Annotated in this window: 18 protein-coding genes; 6 read left to right on the top strand and 12 right to left on the bottom strand. The window is 63.4% G+C overall.

Annotated elements, in window-relative coordinates; translation table 11 throughout:
* Positions 1-91 precede the first annotated feature (91 nt).
* The gene (gene zwf / locus HZI36_RS14285; protein ID WP_179403292.1) at positions 92-1,573 is read left to right on the top strand and encodes a glucose-6-phosphate dehydrogenase; all 1,482 of its coding nucleotides are present in this window, start codon (positions 92-94) and stop codon (positions 1,571-1,573) included.
* Positions 1,574-1,598: 25 nt separating this feature from the next.
* Here the strand turns inward: zwf and HZI36_RS14280 are convergent, their stop codons facing one another.
* The 4 genes from HZI36_RS14280 to HZI36_RS14265 are packed head-to-tail and all read right to left on the bottom strand — an operon-like array spanning position 1,599 to position 5,863.
* A complete protein-coding gene (locus tag HZI36_RS14280; protein ID WP_179403291.1) occupies positions 1,599-1,787 on the bottom strand; it encodes an H-NS family nucleoid-associated regulatory protein in 189 nt (62 codons plus the stop codon).
* Positions 1,750-1,962: an OmpA family protein gene (locus HZI36_RS14275; RefSeq protein ID WP_246327076.1), complete on the bottom strand. Its 213-nt coding sequence runs from the start codon at positions 1,960-1,962 to the stop codon at positions 1,750-1,752. The genes HZI36_RS14280 and HZI36_RS14275 overlap by 38 nt, the downstream gene beginning before the upstream one ends.
* Before the next feature lie 51 nt (positions 1,963-2,013).
* On the bottom strand, positions 2,014-2,418 hold the full coding sequence (locus tag HZI36_RS14270) for a hypothetical protein (protein WP_179403289.1): 405 nt from the start codon (positions 2,416-2,418) through the stop codon (positions 2,014-2,016).
* A gap of 34 nt (positions 2,419-2,452) precedes the next feature.
* On the bottom strand, positions 2,453-5,863 hold the full coding sequence (locus HZI36_RS14265) for a YadA-like family protein (protein WP_179403288.1): 3,411 nt from the start codon (positions 5,861-5,863) through the stop codon (positions 2,453-2,455).
* Between the two features lie 388 nt (positions 5,864-6,251).
* Between HZI36_RS14265 and HZI36_RS14260 the strand changes: the two genes are divergently transcribed.
* The gene (locus HZI36_RS14260; protein ID WP_179403287.1) at positions 6,252-7,307 is read left to right on the top strand and encodes a helix-turn-helix domain-containing protein; all 1,056 of its coding nucleotides are present in this window, start codon (positions 6,252-6,254) and stop codon (positions 7,305-7,307) included.
* A gap of 2 nt (positions 7,308-7,309) precedes the next feature.
* Here HZI36_RS14260 and HZI36_RS14255 read toward each other — a convergent pair whose 3' ends face one another.
* From HZI36_RS14255 to HZI36_RS14220, 8 genes are all read right to left on the bottom strand, one after another.
* Entirely contained in the window at positions 7,310-9,538 is a 2,229-nt protein-coding gene (locus HZI36_RS14255; RefSeq protein WP_179403286.1) for a xanthine dehydrogenase family protein molybdopterin-binding subunit, read from the bottom strand.
* Positions 9,535-9,999, bottom strand: coding sequence for a (2Fe-2S)-binding protein (locus tag HZI36_RS14250; protein ID WP_179403285.1), 465 nt, complete (start codon positions 9,997-9,999; stop codon positions 9,535-9,537). Before HZI36_RS14250 ends, HZI36_RS14255 begins: the two co-directional genes overlap by 4 nt.
* Positions 10,000-10,073: 74 nt before the next feature.
* Positions 10,074-11,306 carry an MFS transporter gene (locus tag HZI36_RS14245; RefSeq protein WP_179403284.1) on the bottom strand — a complete coding sequence of 411 codons (1,233 nt, stop codon included), beginning with the start codon at positions 11,304-11,306 and terminating at the stop codon, positions 10,074-10,076.
* 132 nt (positions 11,307-11,438) lie between these two features.
* Positions 11,439-12,392, bottom strand: a complete 954-nt coding sequence (locus HZI36_RS14240) for a fumarylacetoacetate hydrolase family protein (RefSeq protein WP_179403283.1) — start codon at positions 12,390-12,392, stop codon at positions 11,439-11,441.
* 123 nt (positions 12,393-12,515) lie between these two features.
* Positions 12,516-13,460: a 3,5-dioxohexanoate:acetyl-CoA acetone transferase gene (kce, locus tag HZI36_RS14235; protein ID WP_179403282.1), complete on the bottom strand. Its 945-nt coding sequence runs from the start codon at positions 13,458-13,460 to the stop codon at positions 12,516-12,518.
* Positions 13,460-14,500 carry an NADP-dependent oxidoreductase gene (locus tag HZI36_RS14230; protein WP_179403281.1) on the bottom strand — a complete coding sequence of 347 codons (1,041 nt, stop codon included), beginning with the start codon at positions 14,498-14,500 and terminating at the stop codon, positions 13,460-13,462. Before HZI36_RS14230 ends, kce begins: the two co-directional genes overlap by 1 nt.
* A gap of 36 nt (positions 14,501-14,536) precedes the next feature.
* A complete protein-coding gene (locus HZI36_RS14225; protein ID WP_179403280.1) occupies positions 14,537-15,559 on the bottom strand; it encodes an amidohydrolase family protein in 1,023 nt (340 codons plus the stop codon).
* Positions 15,556-16,491, bottom strand: coding sequence for a VOC family protein (locus HZI36_RS14220; RefSeq protein WP_179403279.1), 936 nt, complete (start codon positions 16,489-16,491; stop codon positions 15,556-15,558). Before HZI36_RS14220 ends, HZI36_RS14225 begins: the two co-directional genes overlap by 4 nt.
* 352 nt (positions 16,492-16,843) lie before the next feature.
* Here HZI36_RS14220 and HZI36_RS14215 point away from each other — a divergent pair, with 352 nt between their 5' ends.
* From HZI36_RS14215 to HZI36_RS14200, 4 genes are all read left to right on the top strand, one after another.
* Positions 16,844-18,316: a benzaldehyde dehydrogenase gene (locus HZI36_RS14215; protein ID WP_179403278.1), complete on the top strand. Its 1,473-nt coding sequence runs from the start codon at positions 16,844-16,846 to the stop codon at positions 18,314-18,316.
* Between the two features lie 124 nt (positions 18,317-18,440).
* Entirely contained in the window at positions 18,441-19,148 is a 708-nt protein-coding gene (locus HZI36_RS14210) for an NAD(P)H-dependent oxidoreductase (protein WP_179403277.1), read from the top strand.
* Positions 19,149-19,242: 94 nt separating this feature from the next.
* Positions 19,243-20,043 carry an enoyl-CoA hydratase/isomerase family protein gene (locus HZI36_RS14205; RefSeq protein ID WP_179403276.1) on the top strand — a complete coding sequence of 267 codons (801 nt, stop codon included), beginning with the start codon at positions 19,243-19,245 and terminating at the stop codon, positions 20,041-20,043.
* Positions 20,044-20,156: 113 nt separating this feature from the next.
* Positions 20,157-21,089, top strand: coding sequence for an AraC family transcriptional regulator (locus HZI36_RS14200; protein ID WP_179403275.1), 933 nt, complete (start codon positions 20,157-20,159; stop codon positions 21,087-21,089).
* Positions 21,090-21,119 lie beyond the last annotated feature (30 nt).

The following is a 21,119-nucleotide window of genomic DNA, read 5'->3' as shown; positions in this document are numbered from 1 at the left end:
AACCGTCACGTCAAATCCGTCACGTTGAATTCGCCACGTTGAATTCGCCACGTTGAATTCGCCACGTTGAATTCGCCACGTCAATTCCGCCATGCCAGCCACTGACCACCACGCGCCAGCGCTTCCCGTCGATCTCGTGATCTTCGGAGGCGCGGGCGATCTGACGATACGCAAGCTTCTGCCGGCACTTTACATGGCGTGGCTGCATGGCAGCCTGCCGGCGAACATTCGCATCATCGCGACGGGCAAGCAGGCGTGGTCCCTGGACGACTATCGCGCGTACGTCGAGTGCAACGTGCGTCCTTTCATCGACGCCCGCGCATTGCAGGACGACGTATGGGCACGGTTTCTCGCGCGGTTCGACTATGTGCGCATCGACGCGACGTGCGCGGACGACTACCGGGCCCTTGCCGACCTCGCCCGTCATCCGGCGCAACGCATTTTCTATCTGGCGACGTCGGCGTCGCTGTTTACGACCATCTGCGAATCGCTGGCGAGCGTGCGGCTGGTCGACGAGCACGCGCGCATCGTGCTCGAGAAACCGCTCGGGCACGACCTGGCCTCCGCGCGCGCGATCAGCGACGACGTCGCGAAGTATTTCTCCGAAGCGCAGACTTACCGGATCGATCATTACCTCGGCAAGGAAACGGTTCAGAACCTGATGGTGCTGCGTTTCGGCAATCCGATTTTCCAGCCCATCTGGCAAGCGCCGAGCATCCGCAGCGTGCAGATCACTGTGGCCGAAACGGTCGGCGTGGAAAGCCGCGCGGGCTTCTACGATCACACCGGTGCGCTGCGCGACATGATCCAGAATCATCTGCTGCAGCTCCTGTGCATCGTTGCGATGGAGCCGCCCGTGTCGCTGCACCCGGATGACGTGCGCGACGAAAAACTGAAGGTGCTGCGCTCGTTGCACCGCATGTCCGTCGACGACGTCGCCCGATACACGGTGCGCGGCCAGTATGCGCGGGCCGAATCCGATGAAGCGGAGATCGGGCCTTATTCCGCCGAACAGGGCGTGGCGCACGGCAGCCTCACCGAAACCTTCGTCGCCGTGCGCGCGCAGGTCAACAACTGGCGATGGTCCGGCGTGCCGTTCTACCTCCGATCGGGCAAGCGCATGCACAAGCGCACGTCCCAGATCGTGATCGACTTCGCCGAGGCGCCGTTCTCCATCATGCCGCGCGACACCGGCGTGTCGGCCAACCGGCTGATCATCACGCTGCAGCCGGAAGAATCGATCCGGTTGCAGATCCTCGCCAAGGAACCCGGCTCCGGCATGCGATCGCTGCCGGTCGACCTCGACCTCGATCTTGCGCAGGCCTTCACCGAACGGCGCGCGGAGGCCTACGAGCGCTTGCTGATCGACGTGATTCAAGGTCGCCTGACCCATTTCATGCGGCGGGACGAGCTGGAGGCCGCGTGGGCATGGACCGATGCGATCCAGTCCGGATGGGCCGCGATCGATCAGGCACCGCAGTTGTATCCCGCCGGCACGGCAGGCCCGCCGGCGTCCGACGCGATGCTGGCGCGTGATGGGCTATCGTGGTTCGACGTGGATGGCACAAAGTAAACCTCCGCGGTAACGCCTGACCGAATCAGAATGTCTTTGGCGGTCGGCCACGTTTCGGCCGCTCAGCGTATCCCAGCTCCTGTGCCGTAATGCCGAACTCGGAAATCAAGCTCTTGATTTTTGAAATCGCATCCCTGACCTCTTGCGCTCGCGCCGCTTCCATGCGGGACTGCAATTCAGCAAGATCCACCTTCAACTCGGAATATTTTTTCATAAATTTTCCTAAATATGTTGGTGGAAATCGGGTCCGCCGTGCCGTGTCCACGTATATTCCACGCACGGCTCTGCAGCCCGTGCGCCCGAAGATACGTCGCAACCGCGCCTGCCCGCCGATCGGACAAATCCAGGTTGTAATTGACCGGACCGCGTGCGTCCGTATAGCCGTCCATGTCGACCCGACGAAACATCCGACCGTGGCTTTCCGTCAGGAATTCGTCGAGCTATTCTTTTGCACGGGGCGTCAGTTCAGCTCGGTCGAACTCGAAATTCGCGTCGCCAGCCAAGTCGAGGTGTTTGAGCTCGACCGATGCGGCGACCGGCGCAGCGTCCACGCTCGACTCGGCCGGCAAAGCGCCGCACTGGAATGTCAGCGTGCGCGCATCATCCGGGTGTCCGAGCCGCGCTCGCTCCTCGATCGGCCTAACGATCTGGTCGTGACAGATTTCGCGAGCGTGGTCCTGGCAGACTCGAGAACTTTCCACGAGTCCATGGCATTCGACACGATAGGTCGGCACGCCGTCTTGCGGATTAACCTGGTACGCATTGAAGGTCGGACCCGATGCACTCGTACAAGCCGCGAGTACCAGGGCCAGCGCCAACGGAGATAACACTGCAGTCTTCATCATTTTGATATCGTCTCTCTGGATTCGATCACAAGGCTTACCACTGCATCGACGCGCCCGCGCCAAACGCAGTGCCATTGCCCGGGCTGGAGCTGACACCGGCGCGCACTTTGATGTTTTCGGTTACACGTGCCGTGCCGCCGATGGCGACAGCCGCATAACCGTGGTAAAAACCCGAGCCAACGCCTAACGCCAGCGTCTTGTCCTTGTCGACATCCGGGATCATCGTCAGCGCTGTCGCGGCGGCCACCCCCGAGTAAGCATTGCGCGCCGTCGAATCGATGTCCTGTTGCAAACCGTTGATCTGCTGGCTGACGTAGTTGTTCACTTGGCCTATCGAGACGTTGAGCTGACTGACATTGACTGCGTCAGTCGCGGCGGTTCCGGCCGCGACGTTCGTGACCTGACGCTCTGCGCCAACCGATCCGACACTGACCACATCGGCACGGCCACCGTCGCTGGAGTGATTGCCCAATGCCACGGAATTGCTGCCGCTGCTGACGGCCCCACTGCCGACCGCGGTGCTGTTCGCTCCAGTCGCCTGCGGCGCGGCATACGTCGCCGGATTACCCGTGACCCACCTGTTGGAGGCGGCCTGCAGCCCTGCTCCGACGTTATTCACGGCACTCGCGCCAGATCCGCCGCCATTGTTGCCCGAGCCCCCGGTCGACGAACTGAAGTTGTAGTTCGGCGCACTGACGGCACCGGTAGCATCGTTGAACGCAGCGCCGCCACCGAGATTGCTCGCCACAGTGCTGCCAAGGCTGCTGACTTTGGTTGCCAAAGCCGTGATCGCCTGGTCGGTGGCATTGAGCTGCGAACCATTGATCGCATCGGTGCTGGTGCCGTTCACCTGGCCCGCGGCGACATGGGTGATCGTGCGCTCGGCGCCAGGCGCCCCGATACTAACGGTTCCGATCGGCGCGCCGCCCGCATACGTGTACGTCACGCCGTTGATCACAGCGCCAGGTGTCGCCACCGCCGCCGAAGCGATGCTCCCGGCACCCAATGCGACGTCGTCCGTGTCATTGGCAATCGCGTTCGGCCCGATCGCTACGCTGTCTTGCCCGAGTGCCTGGCTATCCGGCGCCGTACTGTTGGCGTGGAAGTACTTGATGCCGGTGGTGTTGATAGCTTGCAGCGCAGCGTTCACATTGTTCACTGTACCGGCGGTACCATCGGCGTAGTTCACCGTGTACGAGGGTGCCGTAATCGCCCCAGTGGTCGGATTAACCGCGGCTCCACCGCCGAGCGCGCTCGCGACGCCACCCAGTTGATTCATATTGACCGCATCCGTCGGGGCAACGCCGGGCGCGACGTTATGCAGCGCAACGGGTGCCGACGTCGCACCCACCAACGTAAGATCCTGCGTGGGTGTGCCGCCATTCGGCGTGGTCGGCGTACTCGGGTTACTGTACTGCACCGGCCCTACCCCGCCGTTGGCTACCGAATTCGTCAATTGATCGATCTGCTGGCTGGCCTCATAAAGTTGCGATCCATTGACGGCATCCGTGCTTGTTTTGCTGACTGCGCCAGGCGCCACGTTCGTGATCGTCGTGTTGGCCGCGTTGAGCCCGCTGCTCGTCAGGCTCGGACCGCCCGTGATCGTCAAGCCGTTGTTGTTCAGCAGCGAATTACCCGTCTCCACGCTCGTGAATACCGGATTATTCGCAAACTGGATCTGCAATTGCCCGGTCGACGAATTCGCATACGTCTGAACGTTGGCTGAACTGTAGGTCCCGTTCGTCGGCGTCGCCGACGACAGTGCGCTTACCGCGCTCGCCGTGGCACCGATAATCGGGAGCGTCCCCCCCAGGTTTTCGTGCACGACATTCGTGCCAGTTGCATCGGTAAAATTCAAGCCCGATGCCTGGGCTGCCGCGATCGCTTGATTCGTTGCATAAAGCTCCGATCCATTCACCGCATCCGTGCTCGTCGCGCCGACTCTGCCGGCGGCCACGTTGGTCACGGTGCGCTCCGCGTTGACCGCGCCGACACTGACCGTGCTTAGCGGATTCGTGCCCTGCACCGCATATGTCGCACCGCCCACCGTCACGCTCGAGGTCTGGACCGCGGCTGAGGTGCTCGACCCGGAACCCAGTGCCACATCGTTGGCGTTATTGGCAGTTGCGCCATCGCCTTCAGCGATGCCGTAGTTACCGCCGACGGTGGCACCACGCCCCACCGCAATGCCCGACGTGGCGCCAGCCGCCACGCTGGATTGACCACCAATGGCGACGGCGTCGGTCGCGCTCGCCTGGGCGCCGGCCGTTGCGTTGCCGCCGATAGCCGTTGCGCCTGCGGCATTGGCGACAGTGCCCGTGCCGAGCGCGGTCGTATTTGTCGCGCTCGCGCTTGCACCGGACATACCCGCCACCGCCGAGCCCGCCGTTCCCGAGCCGATTGCGACGGAACCCGTACCGCTCGCATTGGCTCCAGCGCCGCCGACGCCAGCCGCCGCGGTTCCGCCCGCGCCGCCATCCCCCAACGCAATCGCCCCCGAGCCGGTCGCCATCGCGCCAGCTCCGCCGATCGCCCCCGCCACGGAACCGCCGGCACCGCCCGCACCCAACGCGATCACGCCCGCGCCCGTCTTCGCGGTGGCTCCCGCCCCCCCATCGGCGACGCCACCGGTACCCGCCGCGCCAACTGCGATCGCGCCTACCGTCTGCGCCGAAGCGCCCCCGCCCACCGCGAAGGAAGCATTGCCCGCCGCACTGGCGCCGGTGACGCTATTACCGCCAAGTGCCACCGCACCGATACCTGCGGCGTTTGCGGCATACCCGATTGCATTCGCATAATTGGCCGTCGCGTGCGCACCCGGCCCGATCGCCTCGGCGTAATCACCCGTTGCAGAGGTACCTGCGCTATATGCATTTCCACCGATCGCAACAGCATTTTTTCCACTCGCGATAGCCTGATCCCCGATCGCGACCTGCGAACCGGCGCCCGTCGCTTTAGCGCTTGCTCCAATCGCCACTGGCGAAGAACCCGATGGAGATGTACTCACTGCCTGTGAATAACCGCCAATCGCCACCCCTGCATCGGAAGCTCCTGGAGTGGTGTTATTGACAGCGGCAGAGCCACCGATCGCCACTCCGCCAAACGCAGTCGACCCACTACTTACATATGCCGACGTGCCGAGCGCCACCGCGCCATAGCTGGCGCCATTTACGGTACCGCCGCCAGCAGCGTACTCGGCAAACGCCGTGCCTTGCGCGGCAAGGCCGAACAGCATCGCTATTGCCGCGGCGATCCCCAAACGGTTCGGATATCGAATGAAGTGCTGCCTCCCTCTCACAAAACCGTCAACGCTGGTACCCGGAGAACCAGCACGAACCTGACTCCGACAATGCTCACCGACCACCACCACGATGCCGCAGGTTTTACTATATTTTGTTTTGGATGATTTATTCAATTCTTCCTCCACCATAAGTTCATCAGCCACACTTATCCGCGGAAATAAATTTCACAAGGATAAAAACCCCGCTAACCAATCCATTAACCTTGAACAAAAATGGATGATTTGTTGTGAAATATTACGTATCGCCACGCCGCGCGCACCCCAAAACGTCCCAACTTCCCCGCGATGCGTCCCATCCTTTCTCATCCCGGAGGATTTAAAAAAATCAGATGACCAATGAGCATGACGAGATTCTCATTCATCAGACTTTTTAAGATGCCGCATCCGAATACCGCGGACGATTATTCAATCGGCATCACGGAGCCCGTTTCAACACGTATGAGATCGAATCGATGGATTTGACAATCCTTCACACTCGAAACAGGGAAAATTGAGACAATCGAGATCCATTGCGTCACATGGATGGTGCTAAATGGAAGCGGATTCACGCCCTCCGATCTTCACGTTTTCGACGTGCGATTTACCTCGACGGGAACGGCTTGATGCCTGGCGCGCCCAGCATTCCGGCTTGGTTGAATTCAGCTCAACCTCGGGGACCCATGATCCGTTCGAAATGTCAATGCAGGCGATCAGCCTGGGACAGGCTATATTGGTCAATCGAAAAACGCTGCCTTATATCAGCCCGCAGTCTTATCGTGTACGCCAGCCGTTTCGACCTTTTGGAGGCGGAAATTCCGATCATTACTATCTCAAACTGCACCTCACGGAATCGACGCAAGGGTACGCCGCCAACGAGGTAATTGATGCCCGCGCAGGAGATTTGTATTTTTTTGATTCGGCGCTGCCGCTCGATGCCACCATCACACTCGGTGATGCGACCTACGTCAACCTGCCACGTCGATTGTTTCCATTCGACCTATCATCCTTGCATGGGAAAAAATTATCCGGCCCCCTATTTTTTTTGCTATCCGACTACATTCGATCCCTGAATTTCAGAATCGACTCCATATCCGGCGTGGATGCATTGAACGTGGGGATGGCAACCGCGCAACTGGTACTCGCGTGCTTACAAAACGACCGCGACCGGTTAGTGGAGACGCAAAGCGAGATCAATCATCTACTGGCGCAGCGAGTCCGAACATTCATCGAGGCTCACCTCACTGAACCTAGCCTGGGCGTCGATCGAATTTGCAAGGAAGTGGGCGTTTCCCGGTCGTCGCTTTACAGATTGTTCGAATCGACCTCTGGCGTTTCACATTACATTCAGAACCAACGCTTGCAGCGCGCGCATGCCGCATTGGCCGAACCGACCGCTCGGACAATACGTGTCGGTGAGATCGCGTGCGAGCATGGCTTTTCAAACGACAAGCAATTTAGCCGGGCGTTCAAGGCGACATTTGGCTATGCACCACGCGATACGAAAAAAATCTCTCTTGAAAATATAGCGCGTACGGCACCGTCAAGCATTTCGGTCGACTCGGAATACAGCGCCTGGATTCTCGATTTTATCGGTTCGTCAAAACGCTGAATTCAAGCCAGACGCTCGAGAACCCTGGCCGGCGCCATCGGTAGATCGCGCAAGCGGGCACCGCTTGCATGCGCGACCCCGTTCGCCAACGCAGCGCCCGTCGGGCCGACCGAACATTCGCCCGCGCCGAGGGAACCCGCATCGGGAGGCTCCACCAGCACGATGTCGATCGGCGGCACCTCGTCGAAGGTCAGGATCGGGTAGTCCTGCCAGCCGCGGGTGGTGATTTCGCTGCGGCTGAACATCACGCGTTCCTTGAGCGCCCAGCTCAGCGACTGGACGATGCCGCCTTCGAGCTGGTTTCTCACGCCGTCGGGATTGATCACGCGGCCCACGTCAGCGGCCGCAGTCACGTGGGTCACGCTGATCACGCCGGTGGAGCGGTCAACGTGCACATCGACGACGACCGCCACATAGGCGCTGATGTTTTTGTAGCGCGCATAGGCAAAGCCGCGTCCATGCTGCCCATCGCCCTTCGACCCGGCCTGCCATCCGGAGCGTCGCGCCGCCTCCCGCACCACGGCGATCGCACGCGGATCGCTCAGGTGCGCGAGACGGAACGCAACCGGATCGGCATTCGCCGCGAGCGCGAGTTCGTCCATGAACGACTCGATCGCAAATATATTGCCGTGCGCGCCCAGCGTGCGGAGCGAGCTCGTACGAATCGGAGCATCCAGCAGCAGATGGTTCGTGATTTTCTTGCGCGCCAGATCGTAGAGCGGCACCGCGTTGCGGTCGCCGTTGCCATAGGGCTGCGGAATCGGCACGGGCGCCGATGGCTGAAAGGGCTTCGCGAGGTGCCACGCGGCCAGCAGATTGACGCCGCCCGGCTGGCCTGGCCGCATCGCGTGCGAATTGCTCCATATGTCGTAGTTCCAGTCGACGATGCGGCCTTCTCCGGAAAGACCCGCCTCCACGCGCATCACCATGGCCGGACCGATCGGCGCCCATGCGAATTCGTCGTCGCGCATCCATTGGAGCTTGACCGGCCGTCCCGCCACTTCGCGAGCGAGCAGCGCCGCGTCCAGCGCCACATCGTCGGCGCCATTGTGGCCGTAGCATCCCGCGCCGGGCACGTGCACCACGTCGACCGCATTCGTGGGCATGCCGAGCACCGTCGCGAGATTGCCCCGCAGCGGAAACGCGCCCTGCGTGTGAGACCAGACGGTCATGTGCCCGTCCTTGAGCAGCGCCACGGAGCACGAAGGTCCAATCGAAGCGTGCGACAAGTACGGGCGAGAGTAGGTCGCCTCCAGTCGCGTCGCGACATTCGGCGCGGGCGCATCCTGCCCCGACACGCCCACCACGGCATCTTCGCTTCGCCAGTGCAGCAGCGCGGCCTGGAGATGGTCCGGGTCCGGCAGCGCCACATCGTCCGCGCTCCAGTGCGCGGCCGCCTGCAATGCGCTGCGCGCCGCAATCGCCTGCTCTTCGCGCTCGGCGACGACACCGAGAAAATCGCCATTTCGCACCACGGCAACGACCCCTGCGAGCGCCTTGACGGGTGCGTCGTCAACCGATACGAGCCGCGCGCCCATCCTCGGGGGCCGGACGATTCGGCCGAACAGCATGCCGGGCAGACGCATATCCTGAACGAATGCCGCTCCGCCGGTGAACTTTGCCGCGAAGTCGATGCGCGGAACCGACTTGCCGACCAGCTTGTACTCCGACGGACGCTTTGGCGTGACGTCCGCCGTCACCTCGCGCGCGAGCAGTTCCCGCTCGTTCTTCGCGATCTCCGCGTAGGTGATGCGACGGCCATCCGAGGCCAGAATCACGCCGTTCTCGACGCGCAGATCCGCGACCGGCACGTTGAATCGCTGGCTCGCGACGCCGAGCAAGACCGCCCTCGCCTGTGCCGAGGCAACGCGCAACGCCCCTCCGCCCTGTTCGATCGATTGGCTGCCGAAGGTATAATTTTCATTCGGACTGCGAGACGTATCGGCGGAAATCATGCGCACGCGGGCCAGGTCCACGTCGAGTTCGTCCGCGGCGATCTGCAACAGCGCGGTGAGAATACCCTGCCCCAACTCGGCCTTTCCCGTGAAGATCGTGACCGTGCCCGCCTCGTCGACTCGAATCCAGCCGTCGAGCCGGTGATTGCCGCGAAGATCGATCGGTAAATTGGGCTCGGCCCGCGCGAACTCGGAAAACGGCGCCAGCGAAAAGGTGGCGACCACCGCGCCGGCCAGCTTGACGAACGCGCGTCTGGAAAGGTTAGTGGTCTTCATTCCTGCAACTCCCGTGCCGCGCGCTGAATCGCGCGCACGATCCGGTTGTGCGCGCCGCACCGGCATTTCTGGCCGGCCAGCTCGCGCCGGATCGTCGCCGGATCCGGGTCCGGGTTTCGGTCCAATAGTGCCTTCGCCGCCATCAGCATGCCGCTCGAGCAATAGCCGCACTGCGCGGCCTGCTCGGCAAGGAAAGCCTTCTGCAACGCATGAAGCCGTTCGCCGTGGCCCAGGCCCTCGACCGTGGTCACCCGGGCCTCGCCTACCGCGCCGACCGGCACCACGCAGGAGCGCGTCGCATCGTTGCCGACCATGACCGTGCATGCGCCGCACTGCGCCTGTCCACAACCGAACTTCGGGCCGTTCAATTGAAGGTCGTTGCGCAGCACGTAGAGCAATGGCGTATCCGCCGCCACACTCAGACGATGACGTTTCCCATTCACCGTAATCGAAATGCTCATATCGACTCCCTCAATCTCTCGAACATGAAACGTCAAGTTGAATGTTGCGCCGACGGCGCACGTGCATGGCCGGCCTAAGCCGCACTCGCCCCGGCCCCCGCACGCGCATCGTCGGGCGAAACATACGCATACGGCCCGACGGCCAGGATGCAGACGCTGGCCATCGCGAGCGCCACGCCGCAGCCGATAAACCCGATCTGGTAGCTATGGAAGCGGGTCGACGCGGCCCCCAGCAGAAACGGCCCCAGGCCGGCCCCTACGGTGAAGATCGAGAAGAACACGCCGTATAGCTCTCCGAAACGCTTCAGGCCAAAATAGCGAGACACGAAGAAGCCGACCATGTCGACCTCCGCGCCCGCGGCAAGCCCGATCGCCACCATGCCCAGCACCGGATTGGAACGGCTTCCGAGCAGATAGAGGCCCACGATCGCGAGCGCGAAAAAAGTCGACGTGACATAAGCGGCGAACATCCGGTCCATCAGATAGCCGGCCAGCAAGCGCCCCACCAACCCCGCGACTCCGGCCGCCGCGAGCACCCGCGCCGCCGCGCCCGGCGTCCACCCGGCATCGACCAGCAGCGGCACCACATGGACGAGCGCCCCGTTGACGGCAATCGACGCCAGCAGCACGGTGCCCGCGATACACCAGAACGCGCGAAGCCGAATCGCCTGACGAAGACCGAGGCCGGGCCCCTGTGCGGTCGACGCGGGCGGATAATCGACGAGCGGATTGACCTGCGGATTGGCCCGCGGCTCGCGCAGCAGCAATCCGACGGCCGGCAGCGCGACGACGACGATCGCCGCGCCGAGCCCCAGATAGCCGGCACGCCAGCCGTAGGCCCCAATGAGCCATTGCACGTACTGCGGAATGAGCGCGGTACCCAACCCGATGCCGCTCATCGCGATGCCGATGGCCAGCCCGCGTCGGCGATCGAAGTAGCTCGCGATCGACTTGACGTAGCCCATTGGGCTCTGAGCGGCGCCCGTCAGGCCCGTCAGCGCCGTGAGCAGGATGAACCCCGTCAGACCGTGCGCCTGGCCAATCAGCGCGACATTGAGTCCAAACAGGCCAATTCCCCATGCCAGCAGACGCCGCACGCCGAATTTGTCCATCAGCAGGCCCACGAACGGCAGCGACAGCGCCGATACCAGCGCGCAAAGCGCCGTCGCGAGGCCAAGCGACGCACGACTCCAGCCGAACGCGCTCTGTAGCGGCACCATGAACACACCGAACGCGAACACGCTGATCGGCCCGTTTCCGACGATCAATCCGAGCGTGCCACCCGCAGGGACGAGCCAGTTCCTCATGGAGCCGTCGGACTCTCCCACCAACTGGCCGCCTGCCTCTGCTCTCACGTGTGTCTCCTTTCCTCGTTTCGGTGCCGGCCTGATCCGGCTATGGCGGGACGACACCCGCGATTCCGTGCCGGCCCGGTCCGGCTATTGCGGGACCACACCCGCGACGGTGTTGCGCAGCCCGCCGAGCACCTGGCCGCTCGCGGTGTCGGTCAGCGTCGCGGTGACGACATCGCCGGGCCGAAGGAACGGGCGGCCCTTCGTCATCTCGATGCGAAGTTCGTCCCGCCTGATTTCGTCATGCAGAAGATGCGTCTGGATGATCTCGACCATGCGCGGCGTAACCGGCGTCGTCACGCCACCGGGCGTGCCGGTCAGCAGCAGGTCGCCCACGCGCATGTCCAGGATCGTGCCCACGAAGTTGAGCGTCTCCACCGGCTTCCAGATCAACTGTTGCGACGTCGCGTGCTGTCGCAGCTCGCCGTTCACATGCAGATGGATCTCCAGCCGTTCGAGCGCGGACGCGACTTCGCCCGGCTCCAGCAGCCAAAGCACGGGGCCGACCGGACAGAACGTGCGATAGCTCTTGCCCCGGAACCATTGCAGCAGCGATTCCCCGAACTGGACGTCGCGCGCCGAGACGTCGTTGCAGAGCACGACGCCGGCGACATACTCGCCGATGTTCTCGCGGCTGATCCGATCCTGAGCACCGAGCGGCTTGCGCATCACGAGGGCGAACTCGACCTCGTAGTCCAGCAGCTCGACCTCGGCCGGGCGCACGATCTCGTCGTACGGGCCCGTGATCGACGATCCCGCCTTGCCGAATATCAGGTTGGTCTTGCGCTCGGCGTGCTTCGCTTCCTGTGCATGCGACGCATAGTTGAGCCCCTGGCAGATCAACGCGGCATCGGCGGTGACCGGCGACATCAGTGCCGACGCGTTGATCGTCACCGCCTGCTTCTCGTCGGCGGCGCCAAGACCGGACGCCTCGGCCAGGAATTCCGCCGTCGTTGCGCACTGCAACGGAAGCGGCGCCAACCGGACGGCGTCGTCCCCGGTCTGCGGCGCGGGGCCGAGGAGTTCTCCCCAACGGATCATTCCGTTGTCCTCATAACGGACTATCGATCTCGACACGTTCTGCTCTCCATTTCGCTAGTTTGATTCATGCGATCCCGTCACCCGGGTCGATACGTTGCGGCGAGTTGGGGTGACCCGCGCGCGTCAGAAGTTCACGTTGTCCGCGCCCTTCAGGTCGAGCAGCGCACGCGCTTCCGCCGGCGTGGCAATCTCCAGCGACAGCGTTTCGAGCACACCTCGCAACAGCGCCACCTGCTCCGCGTTGGAGGTCGCCAGCCGTCCCTTGCCCGCATACAGGCTGTCCTCGAGGCCCACGCGCGCATGCCCGCCGTTCAGCGCGCCCATCGTCGTGAAGCCGAGCTGGTGGCGCCCCACCGCCATGACGGACCAGTGGTAGTCGTCACCGAACAGCTTGTCGGCGATCCGTTTCGCGTGCAGCAGGTTTTCCGTGTCCGCGCCCTGCCCGCCCAGCACCCCGAAGATCGATTGCACGAACAGCGGCGGCGTCACCAGCTTGCGGTCCAGGAAGTTGGCCAGCGTGTACAGGTGGCTGACGTCGTAGCACTCGAACTCGAAACGCGTGCCATGCCCTTTGCCGAGCCGCTCGAGAATCTGCTCGATGTCGGCGAACGTGTTGCGGAAGATCCAGTCGCGCGAGCGCTCGAGATACGGCGCCTCCCAGTCGTGGCGGAATTCCTGGTAGCGATCGAGGGCCGGGAACAGCCCGAAGTTCATCGAGCCCATGTTCAACGACGCCAGCTCCGGCGACGCGCGCAGCGCCGCGGCCAGGCGATCGTCGAGCGACATGCCCTGCCCGCCTCCGGTCGTGATGTTCACGATCGCATCGCAGGCCTCGCCGATCCGGGGGAGAAACTCCATGAATACGTCGGGATCCGGCGTCGGGCTGCCATCGCGCGGGTTGCGCGCGTGCAGGTGCAGCACGGCTGCGCCGGCCTCGGCCGCCGCGATGGATTCGCGCGCGATCTCGGCCGGCGTCACCGGCAGATACGGGCTCATCGACGGCGTATGGATCGAGCCCGTGACCGCGCAGCTCAGGATGACCTTGCGGGATGCTTTCGGCGCGTTCATCACTGACCTCCGTCGGCCGGCGCGTGCTCGTCGCGCAGGCGGATCAGCAGCTTGCCGGCGTTGCCGCCGTCGTACAGCGTCCGGATCAGTCCCGGCGCGGCCTCCATGCCTTCACGCACATCCTCGCGATACTTCAACTGTCCGGCGCGAATCCAGCCCGCCAGATCCGCGATCGCCTCTTCATAGCGGGCCTCGAAATCGGTCGTCAGGAAACCGCGCATCGTCGCGCGTTTGACCAGCAGATGCCGCTCCGGGCGCGGCCCCACGTTCCACGGCTCCCAGCTCGCGAACGAAGCCGTGCCGCAGATCGCGATCCGCGCATGCACGTTGATCTGGCGCACCACCGCGTCGAGCGCCGCGCCGGAGGTATTGTCGAAGTATGCGTCGATTCCGTCCGGGCACGCTTTGCGCAGCGCCGCGTCGAGATCCGGCTCGCGCTTGTAGTCGATGGCGGCGTCGTAGCCGAATTCCTCCATGCATTGCCGGACCTTGTCTTCTCCGCCCGCGATGCCGATCACCCGGCAACCCTTGATGCGCGCGATCTGGCCCACGGCGGAACCGACGGCCCCGGCCGCGGTGGACACGACGACCGTCTCGCCCGGCTTCGGCTGGCAGACGTCGAGCAGTCCGAAGTATGCGGTCAGCCCGTTGAGGCCGAGCACGCCCAGCGATAGCGACAACGGCAGATCGTGCTCGCGCACCTTGCGCATCACCTGTTGAGGGCGCACGGCCGCATAGTCCTGCCAGCCGAAGATGCCCATCACCTGCTCGCCCACCGCGTAGTCGGGGTGTCGCGACGCAATCACTTCGCCGACGGAGAACGCGCGCATCGTATCGCCCACCTCGATCCGGGGCCAGTACGTGCTCGTGTCGGCAATCCAGCCCCGCATCGCCGGATCGACGGACAGGTAACTATTGCGGACCACGAATTCACCGTCCGACGGCGTGGGGATGGGTGCCATCCGGATGGCGAAGTCCTCGGCTTGCGGGATGCCGTTCGGCCTGGACTTCAGCCAGACCTGGCGATTGCTCTCTTCCATGATTGCGATGGTCTCCGAAAGGGATGAGTTCACGGGTCAATGATGGGAATGGACGGCGTCCGGCGGCGATTCGCCCAGGAAGCGCATCGCGTTGCCCGACAACAGCAGGTGCCGGGTGTCGTCGTCCACATCGATCTGATCGAGTCGCTGCACCGGCCGGGTATCCTGGATCACGAACGGATGATCGGACCCGATGCAGAGTTGCGTCGCGCCAAAGGTCGAGATCAGATGCTCGAGCGTCGGCCCATCGTAGACGAGCGTGTCATAGAACAAGCTGCGCGCCTGCTCCCACGGCGACCTCCGGTGCCCCAGCGCGAGCTGCTCCCAGCCGGCCGCAAGGCGCGGCAGCGTGAGTGCGAATCCGCCCGCGCCATGACTGAAGGCGATGCGCAGCCGGGGATGGCGCTCGAGCACGCCACCGGTAATCAACGACGCGGCCGCCAGCGCGTTCTCGCCCGGAAAGGCCACCAGCTGGATCAGGCCCGGCGGGCCGATCAGCCGGTTCATCCCGACGGCCCGCAACGGGTGCACGAAGATCGACGCGCCGAGCTCCTCGGCCGCGGCGAAGAACGGTTCGAAGCGCGGGTCGCCGATCACCACGTCGTCGATGTTCGTGCCGATCTCGACCCCACGGAAGGCGCCCATTTTCATCAGGCGCTCGAGCTCGCGCGCCGCGAGGTCCGGGTCCTGCAGCGGCACGCAGCCCAGCGCAACGAAACGCTCGGGCGCCTGCGCGACCATCTCCGCCATCGTCTCGTTGATATGCCGGCATAGCACGAGCGCATCCTGCGCCGGCATCCAGTACGACAGCAGCTCCGGCATCGGCGACAGCACCTGCCGGCCGATACCCGTCTTCTCCATATGATGCAGACGCTGCTGCACGTCCCAGCACTCGTGAGACACCGTGCGGAACAGCTTTCCGTCGATCATCACGTTGCGGTGATTGCACTGCGCGCATTCGGCCATCTGCGGCCAGGACGGGACGGGCGACGTGCCGGCGTAGGCCGGGAAATCGTGTGGAACGATATGCGTGTGAATGTCGACGGTCGGCGCGCTCATGCTGCGTCCTCCGTCGGCGTCTGCCACCCCGAGCCGACACGGTAAGGCTGCACCAGGCCGGTCGCCGACATCCGCGGATCCCGGGTGCCGCCCCAGTCATCGAGCGATTCCGGCCGGGCAGGCAGCACCCTCGGCTGGCGCGGGGCGACCTCGGGGAACTCTTCCATGCCGAAACTGTATTCGAGCGTCAGGCCGTCCGGGTCCAGAAAATAGAGGAAGACACTGTTCGACGCCGGATGGCGACCGGGTCCGAAAACGATCGGAACGCCCGCGCGCTTGAAGCGATTGATCGCCACACCGATATCGTCGATCTCGGACACCATGAAATTGACGTGGTGCAGACCATGATGCGGGCCGCGCCCGACGCCTATCCCATGGTGATAGGGGCTGGGCGGCGGCCGCATCAGCGTGATCATGCCGTCGATATCATCCGACGTGGCAAAACCCAGCACGCCATGCATGAATGCCACGGCCTCCGCACGCTGCGGCGTACAGAAAACCACATGGCCAAGGCGCTGGATTTTCGCGACCGTCGGCATGAATTCGGGGGGCGTGGCGGCGCCGTGAACCAGGCAGAACTCGAACGCCGCGTGGGTGTGGGGTTCGGCGATGCGCGTCGCGCGCACAAGACCGCGCGCGTCGCACTCTTCGGGCGACGCGACATCGTAAGCCACCCCGTGCTCGCCCAACTGCCGGTGCAGTGCGTCGAAAGCCGAATCGTCCTCCAGTGTCAATCCAAGCGATCGGTAGCCGGGGATGACGGATTCGTGCAGCACCACCACGCAGTCGTCCGTGCCGCAGAGAAACGACACCGAGCCGTCCGGATTGGCGCCGACCCATTGCAGCCCGACGATCTCTTCGTAAAACTTGCTGGACAGATCGAGATTCGTGACATTCAATTCGACACGAACCAGTTTCTGGTATCGGACCATATTCATCTCCTTCCGATGAAGCATCTTTGTCTCATTCCGGTGAGTTCATCTTATGCAGTCCGATTAACCAAATCTATCCGATTTACGCGCAAATGAAGCGCCAATATCCAGTTTACGCAAACGCCTGAAGGCCCACGCCACGCCTGTCTGGCCCGGCGGCACGCGTGACATGCCCGTCCCTTCCCGATACGAGGAAAAATCGGATATCCATTCCAATGAAATCGATCTTGATTGACGACACCGTCAAAACAATCCGTTGCAGCCCATCATCTAGCAGTCGATTAATGAGTTAACTACTATCCGCAATCAGCACTCACTCACGCATGCAATCGCCGTCGACACCGGAGTCACCATGAGCATCAATGCATCCCCCCGCCTTCTCGATCGCGACGTCTGGCACGGCCGGCTCTTCACCGGTACGTGGCGTGACGGCGCAACCACGACCGACGTCATCGAACCCGCGACAGGCGAACACCTCGCGCGCATCGGCATGGCCGATGCCGCGTTCGTCGCCGCCGCGTCGAAGGCGGCGTACGACGCGCAGCAGGCTTGGGCCGCACTGCACTACGACGAACGCGCCGCCGTCCTGCGCCGGGCCGCTCGGCTCGCCGAAGAAACGTTCGACGAGATCGCCGACTGGATCGTGCGCGAAAGCGGCTCGACGCGCGGCAAAGCCGCGTTCGAAACGCAAGGGACCGTGAAGGCACTGCTCGAAGCGAGCGCGCTTCCGTCGCGCGCGGCGGGCGAGGTGCTGCCCTCCGTGCCGGGCCGCCTGTCGCTCGCGCGCCGCCGTCCGCTGGGCGTGGTCGGCGTGATCTCGCCATTCAATTTCCCGCTGTATCTGGCCATGCGCGCGGTTGCGCCCGCGCTGGCGCTCGGCAATGCGGTCGTGCTCAAGCCGGACCCGCGCACCGCGATTTGCGGTGGTTTCGCGATCGCGCGGCTGTTCGAGCTGGCCGGCCTGCCGGCGGGCGTGCTGCAGGTACTGCCCGGTGACGGCGCGGCGGGCGCGGCGCTGACGAGCGACCCGCATATCGCGATGATCCAGTTCACGGGCTCCACCGCCGCCGGCCGCAAGGTGGGCGAAGCCGCCGGCCGCCATCTGAAGAAGGTCTCGCTCGAACTGGGCGGCAAGAATTCGCTGATCGTCCTCGACGATGCGGACCTCGATCTCGCGGTCGCCAATACGGCGTGGGGTGCATACCTGCACCAGGGCCAGATCTGCATGGCATCGGGCCGCGTGCTCGTGCACCGCAAGATCTACGACAGCTTCCTGCACAAGCTCGTCGCGAAGGCGCAAAGCCTGACGGTCGGCAATCCGGCCACCGACAACGTGACGCTCGGCCCCCTCATCAACGCCGCGCAGCGAGATCACGTCGTCGGTGTGCTGGCCTCCGCTCAACAAGCGGGCGCACGCATCGAGACGGGCGGAGGCTTCCGCGACCTGTTCTTCGAGCCGACGGTGCTGAGCGGCGTGACCGCGCAAAACCCGGTGTTCCACGAAGAGATCTTCGGGCCGGTCGCCGTCGTCGTGCCTTTCGACACCGATGAGGAAGCCATCGCGCTGGCGAACGACACGGAGTACGGACTCTCGATGGCCGTCATCACGCCGGACATCGGCCGCGCGCTGCGCATGGGCGAACGTCTGCGCACGGGGCTTCTGCACATCAACGATCAGACCATCAACGACGAAGTGATCAATCCGTTTGGCGGCGTGGGGGCCTCGGGCAACGGCACGAGCATCGGCGGCTCAGCCAATTGGGAAGAGTTCACGCAATGGCAATGGCTCACCGTGAAGGGCGAAGCTCCGCTTTACCCGATCTGAGCGTGTCCTGTTTCGCATAATTTATGTCGGTTTAGACAATGTACAACCCGTCATCGCGCAGGGAAACTGCTCATCAAGCGTTGTTGAATTGTTTCCTGCTTCACTTGATAGGGATGCTTCCGCCATGAAAGTTTTTATCGTCCACGCACATCCGGAGCCGAAATCGTTCAGCTCCACGCTCAAGACCACCGCGGAAGCGGTGTTCCGCGAGGCCGGGCACGAAGTCCAGGTGTCGGACCTGTACGCGATGGGCTTCAATCCCGTTGCTTCCGCGAACGACTTTGGAACGAGAGCGGATCCGGAGTACTGCGTGTATGCGCTGGAGCAGCGCCACGGCGTGTCAAACGGGACGTTGGCGGACGATATCCAGAGCGAACTGAAGAAGCTCATCGACTGCGACTTGCTCGTCCTGAATTTTCCGCTGTTCTGGTGTTCCACCCCCGCGATTCTCAAGGGCTGGCTCGATCGGGTCCTCGTCTCCGGGGCCGTCTACGGCGGCATGCGCTTTTACGACCGCGGCGGCCTGCGGGGAAAGCGCGTCATCGTGAGCCTCACGCTGGGGGGGCAGGTGCACATGTTCGACACAAACGGCGTACACGGTCCGCTCGAGGGCATGTTGAAACACCTTTTGCAGGGCACCCTCGCGTATACCGGCCTCGATGTGCTTGAGCCGTTCATCGCGTGGCACGTGCCCTACGTGACCCACGAAAAGCGGTTGGAGTATCTGGACGCATGGCGAAAGCGGCTGCCGTCCCTGATGAATGAAGCGCCTCTGCCGTTCCCGAGTCTCGATCGATTCGACGAGAACCTGTACCCGCTCGCAATCGATTGAAGTGGCGGACGCAGGATCCCTCGGCCGGAAACGCGGACGCGGCTTCTTCCAGTACAAGTCAGGCCGAAAGCTTTTTATTCCTTTGGAGGACAAAATGACGGATCGCCATGAAGATGCTGTGTTGCTGGACATGCAAAACGGTATCGCGCGCGTGCGCTTCAACCGGCCGCGTCATCTCAACGCGATTTCTCCGGAGCTGGCCGCGTGCTTTCTTCAACGCTGCCGGGACATTCAAGCGGACCGGAATTGCCGCGCCGTCGTCATCAGCGGCGAAGGACGCGCATTCATGGCCGGCGGCGATCTCAGTTGCTTCCATGAGGATTTTTCTCGCGCGGCCGAGACGGCCAGGATCATCATCGAGCCGATGAATGAAGCGCTTTCGATCCTGGTCTCCCTCCCTTTTCCGGTCGTGGCGAGCCTGCATGGCCCGGTGGCGGGAGCCGGCATGAGTGTGGCACTTGCCTGTGACCTGGCCATTGCGTCCCAGGACGTGCAGTTTTCATTTGGCTATACACAGATTGGCACGAGTCCGGATGTTGGCCTGTCCTGGATGTTGCCCCGCATGATCGGCTTGCGCAAAGCCATGGGCATCGCGCTGCTCGGAGAAAGCCTGACGGCGGATCAGGCCTTGCAACTCGGACTCGTCAATCGCGTGACAGCGAAGGAAGACCTCGCTGACGAAACGGACAAGCTGTTGAGCGCGCTTGCGGCCGGCCCCACGGTCGCGTACGGGCAAACGAAGCGACTTCTGCGCACGTCATCCGGACACAGTCTCGAGCAGCAGTTATCCGCGGAACTCGAGTCGTTCCAGACCTGCGCCAACACGGAAGATTTCGCGCGGGGCGTGACAGCGTTCATCGAAAAGCGCAGGGAAATCAAGTTCGTCGGCGCATAGCGTCGCAACGCCCGTCGGATGCGCACGAACCCCAATTGACCACGTTGACTTTTGCTGCCTAAGCTCTAGACGCCATGAGACAGGCGCACCCGTCGGTGCCTGGTGGAGCCAGGATGCATTTGCTCGTTCGCCACAAGCTTCCCTTTTTGAGGTCGTCCGAACCTGCGGAGATGGGCCGGCATCTGTCCCGATACCTCGCGCCAACCATCGTGAAGCCACTGGGTGGCGTCGTCCGTCCGGCTCGCGTGAGCGGCATTCAGATTGGCGTTTTCTCGATCGCCGTGGTGGCATTGGGAACGGCCGCCGCGATCGAGGCCACCGGGCAAGGCGATTACGCGGTGATGATCGTGTGCCTGGAAGGCTCCGGTGAAGTCGCGGATAACGGCCACGTCGTTGCGCTGCGTGCCAACCAGGGATATTTCGCCTGTCCTCGAGGGGTGATGCGCGCGCGATTCTCCCGCGACTGCGTCCGACTGGTGATTCGCATCGAGTCCAGCCTGCTCGGGCGGCATCTCCTGCGCAACGGCGTTCACTTCGACATCACGAACCCGGCGCTCGGGCCCTGGTTCGACTACATCCAGTTTCTCCTGTCGTCGCAAGCGTCGATCGAAGCGATCGTCAAACACCACGGCATACGCGAGCATACCGAAGCGCTCATGGTTGCGTTACTCGTGAACACCGTTCTGCCGGCCATCCAGGATATCGATCGGCCGCCCGATGCGAGAAGCGAAGTGCGGCGCGCCGAGTTGTTCATCCGCGAGCATCTCTTCCAGAACGTGAGCCTCGAGGAAATCGCCGAGGCGACAGGCGTCAGCGTGCGGACCCTGCAAACCAGTTTCAAGCGTCACCATAAAGTCTCGCCGATGCGGTATCTGCGCGATCTCAGGCTCGATGTGGCGCGCGAGCGGATCCTGGCCGGCACATCAGTGGCGGCAGCGGCGTTCGAATGCGGGATTGCTCACCCGGGGCGCTTCGCGCAATACTACCGGTCTCGATTCGGACACCTGCCGTCCACGACCGGACAGGGGCCCGAACGCTCCTCTTGAAAGACGGGCGCCGTGATCGGCGCCCTCATC

Source organism: Burkholderia guangdongensis (assembly GCF_013403875.1).
GTDB classification, from domain to species: domain Bacteria; phylum Pseudomonadota; class Gammaproteobacteria; order Burkholderiales; family Burkholderiaceae; genus Burkholderia; species Burkholderia guangdongensis.
Note: the sequence above shows the minus strand (reverse complement) of the source record. Positions and strands in the feature narration are given on the sequence as shown.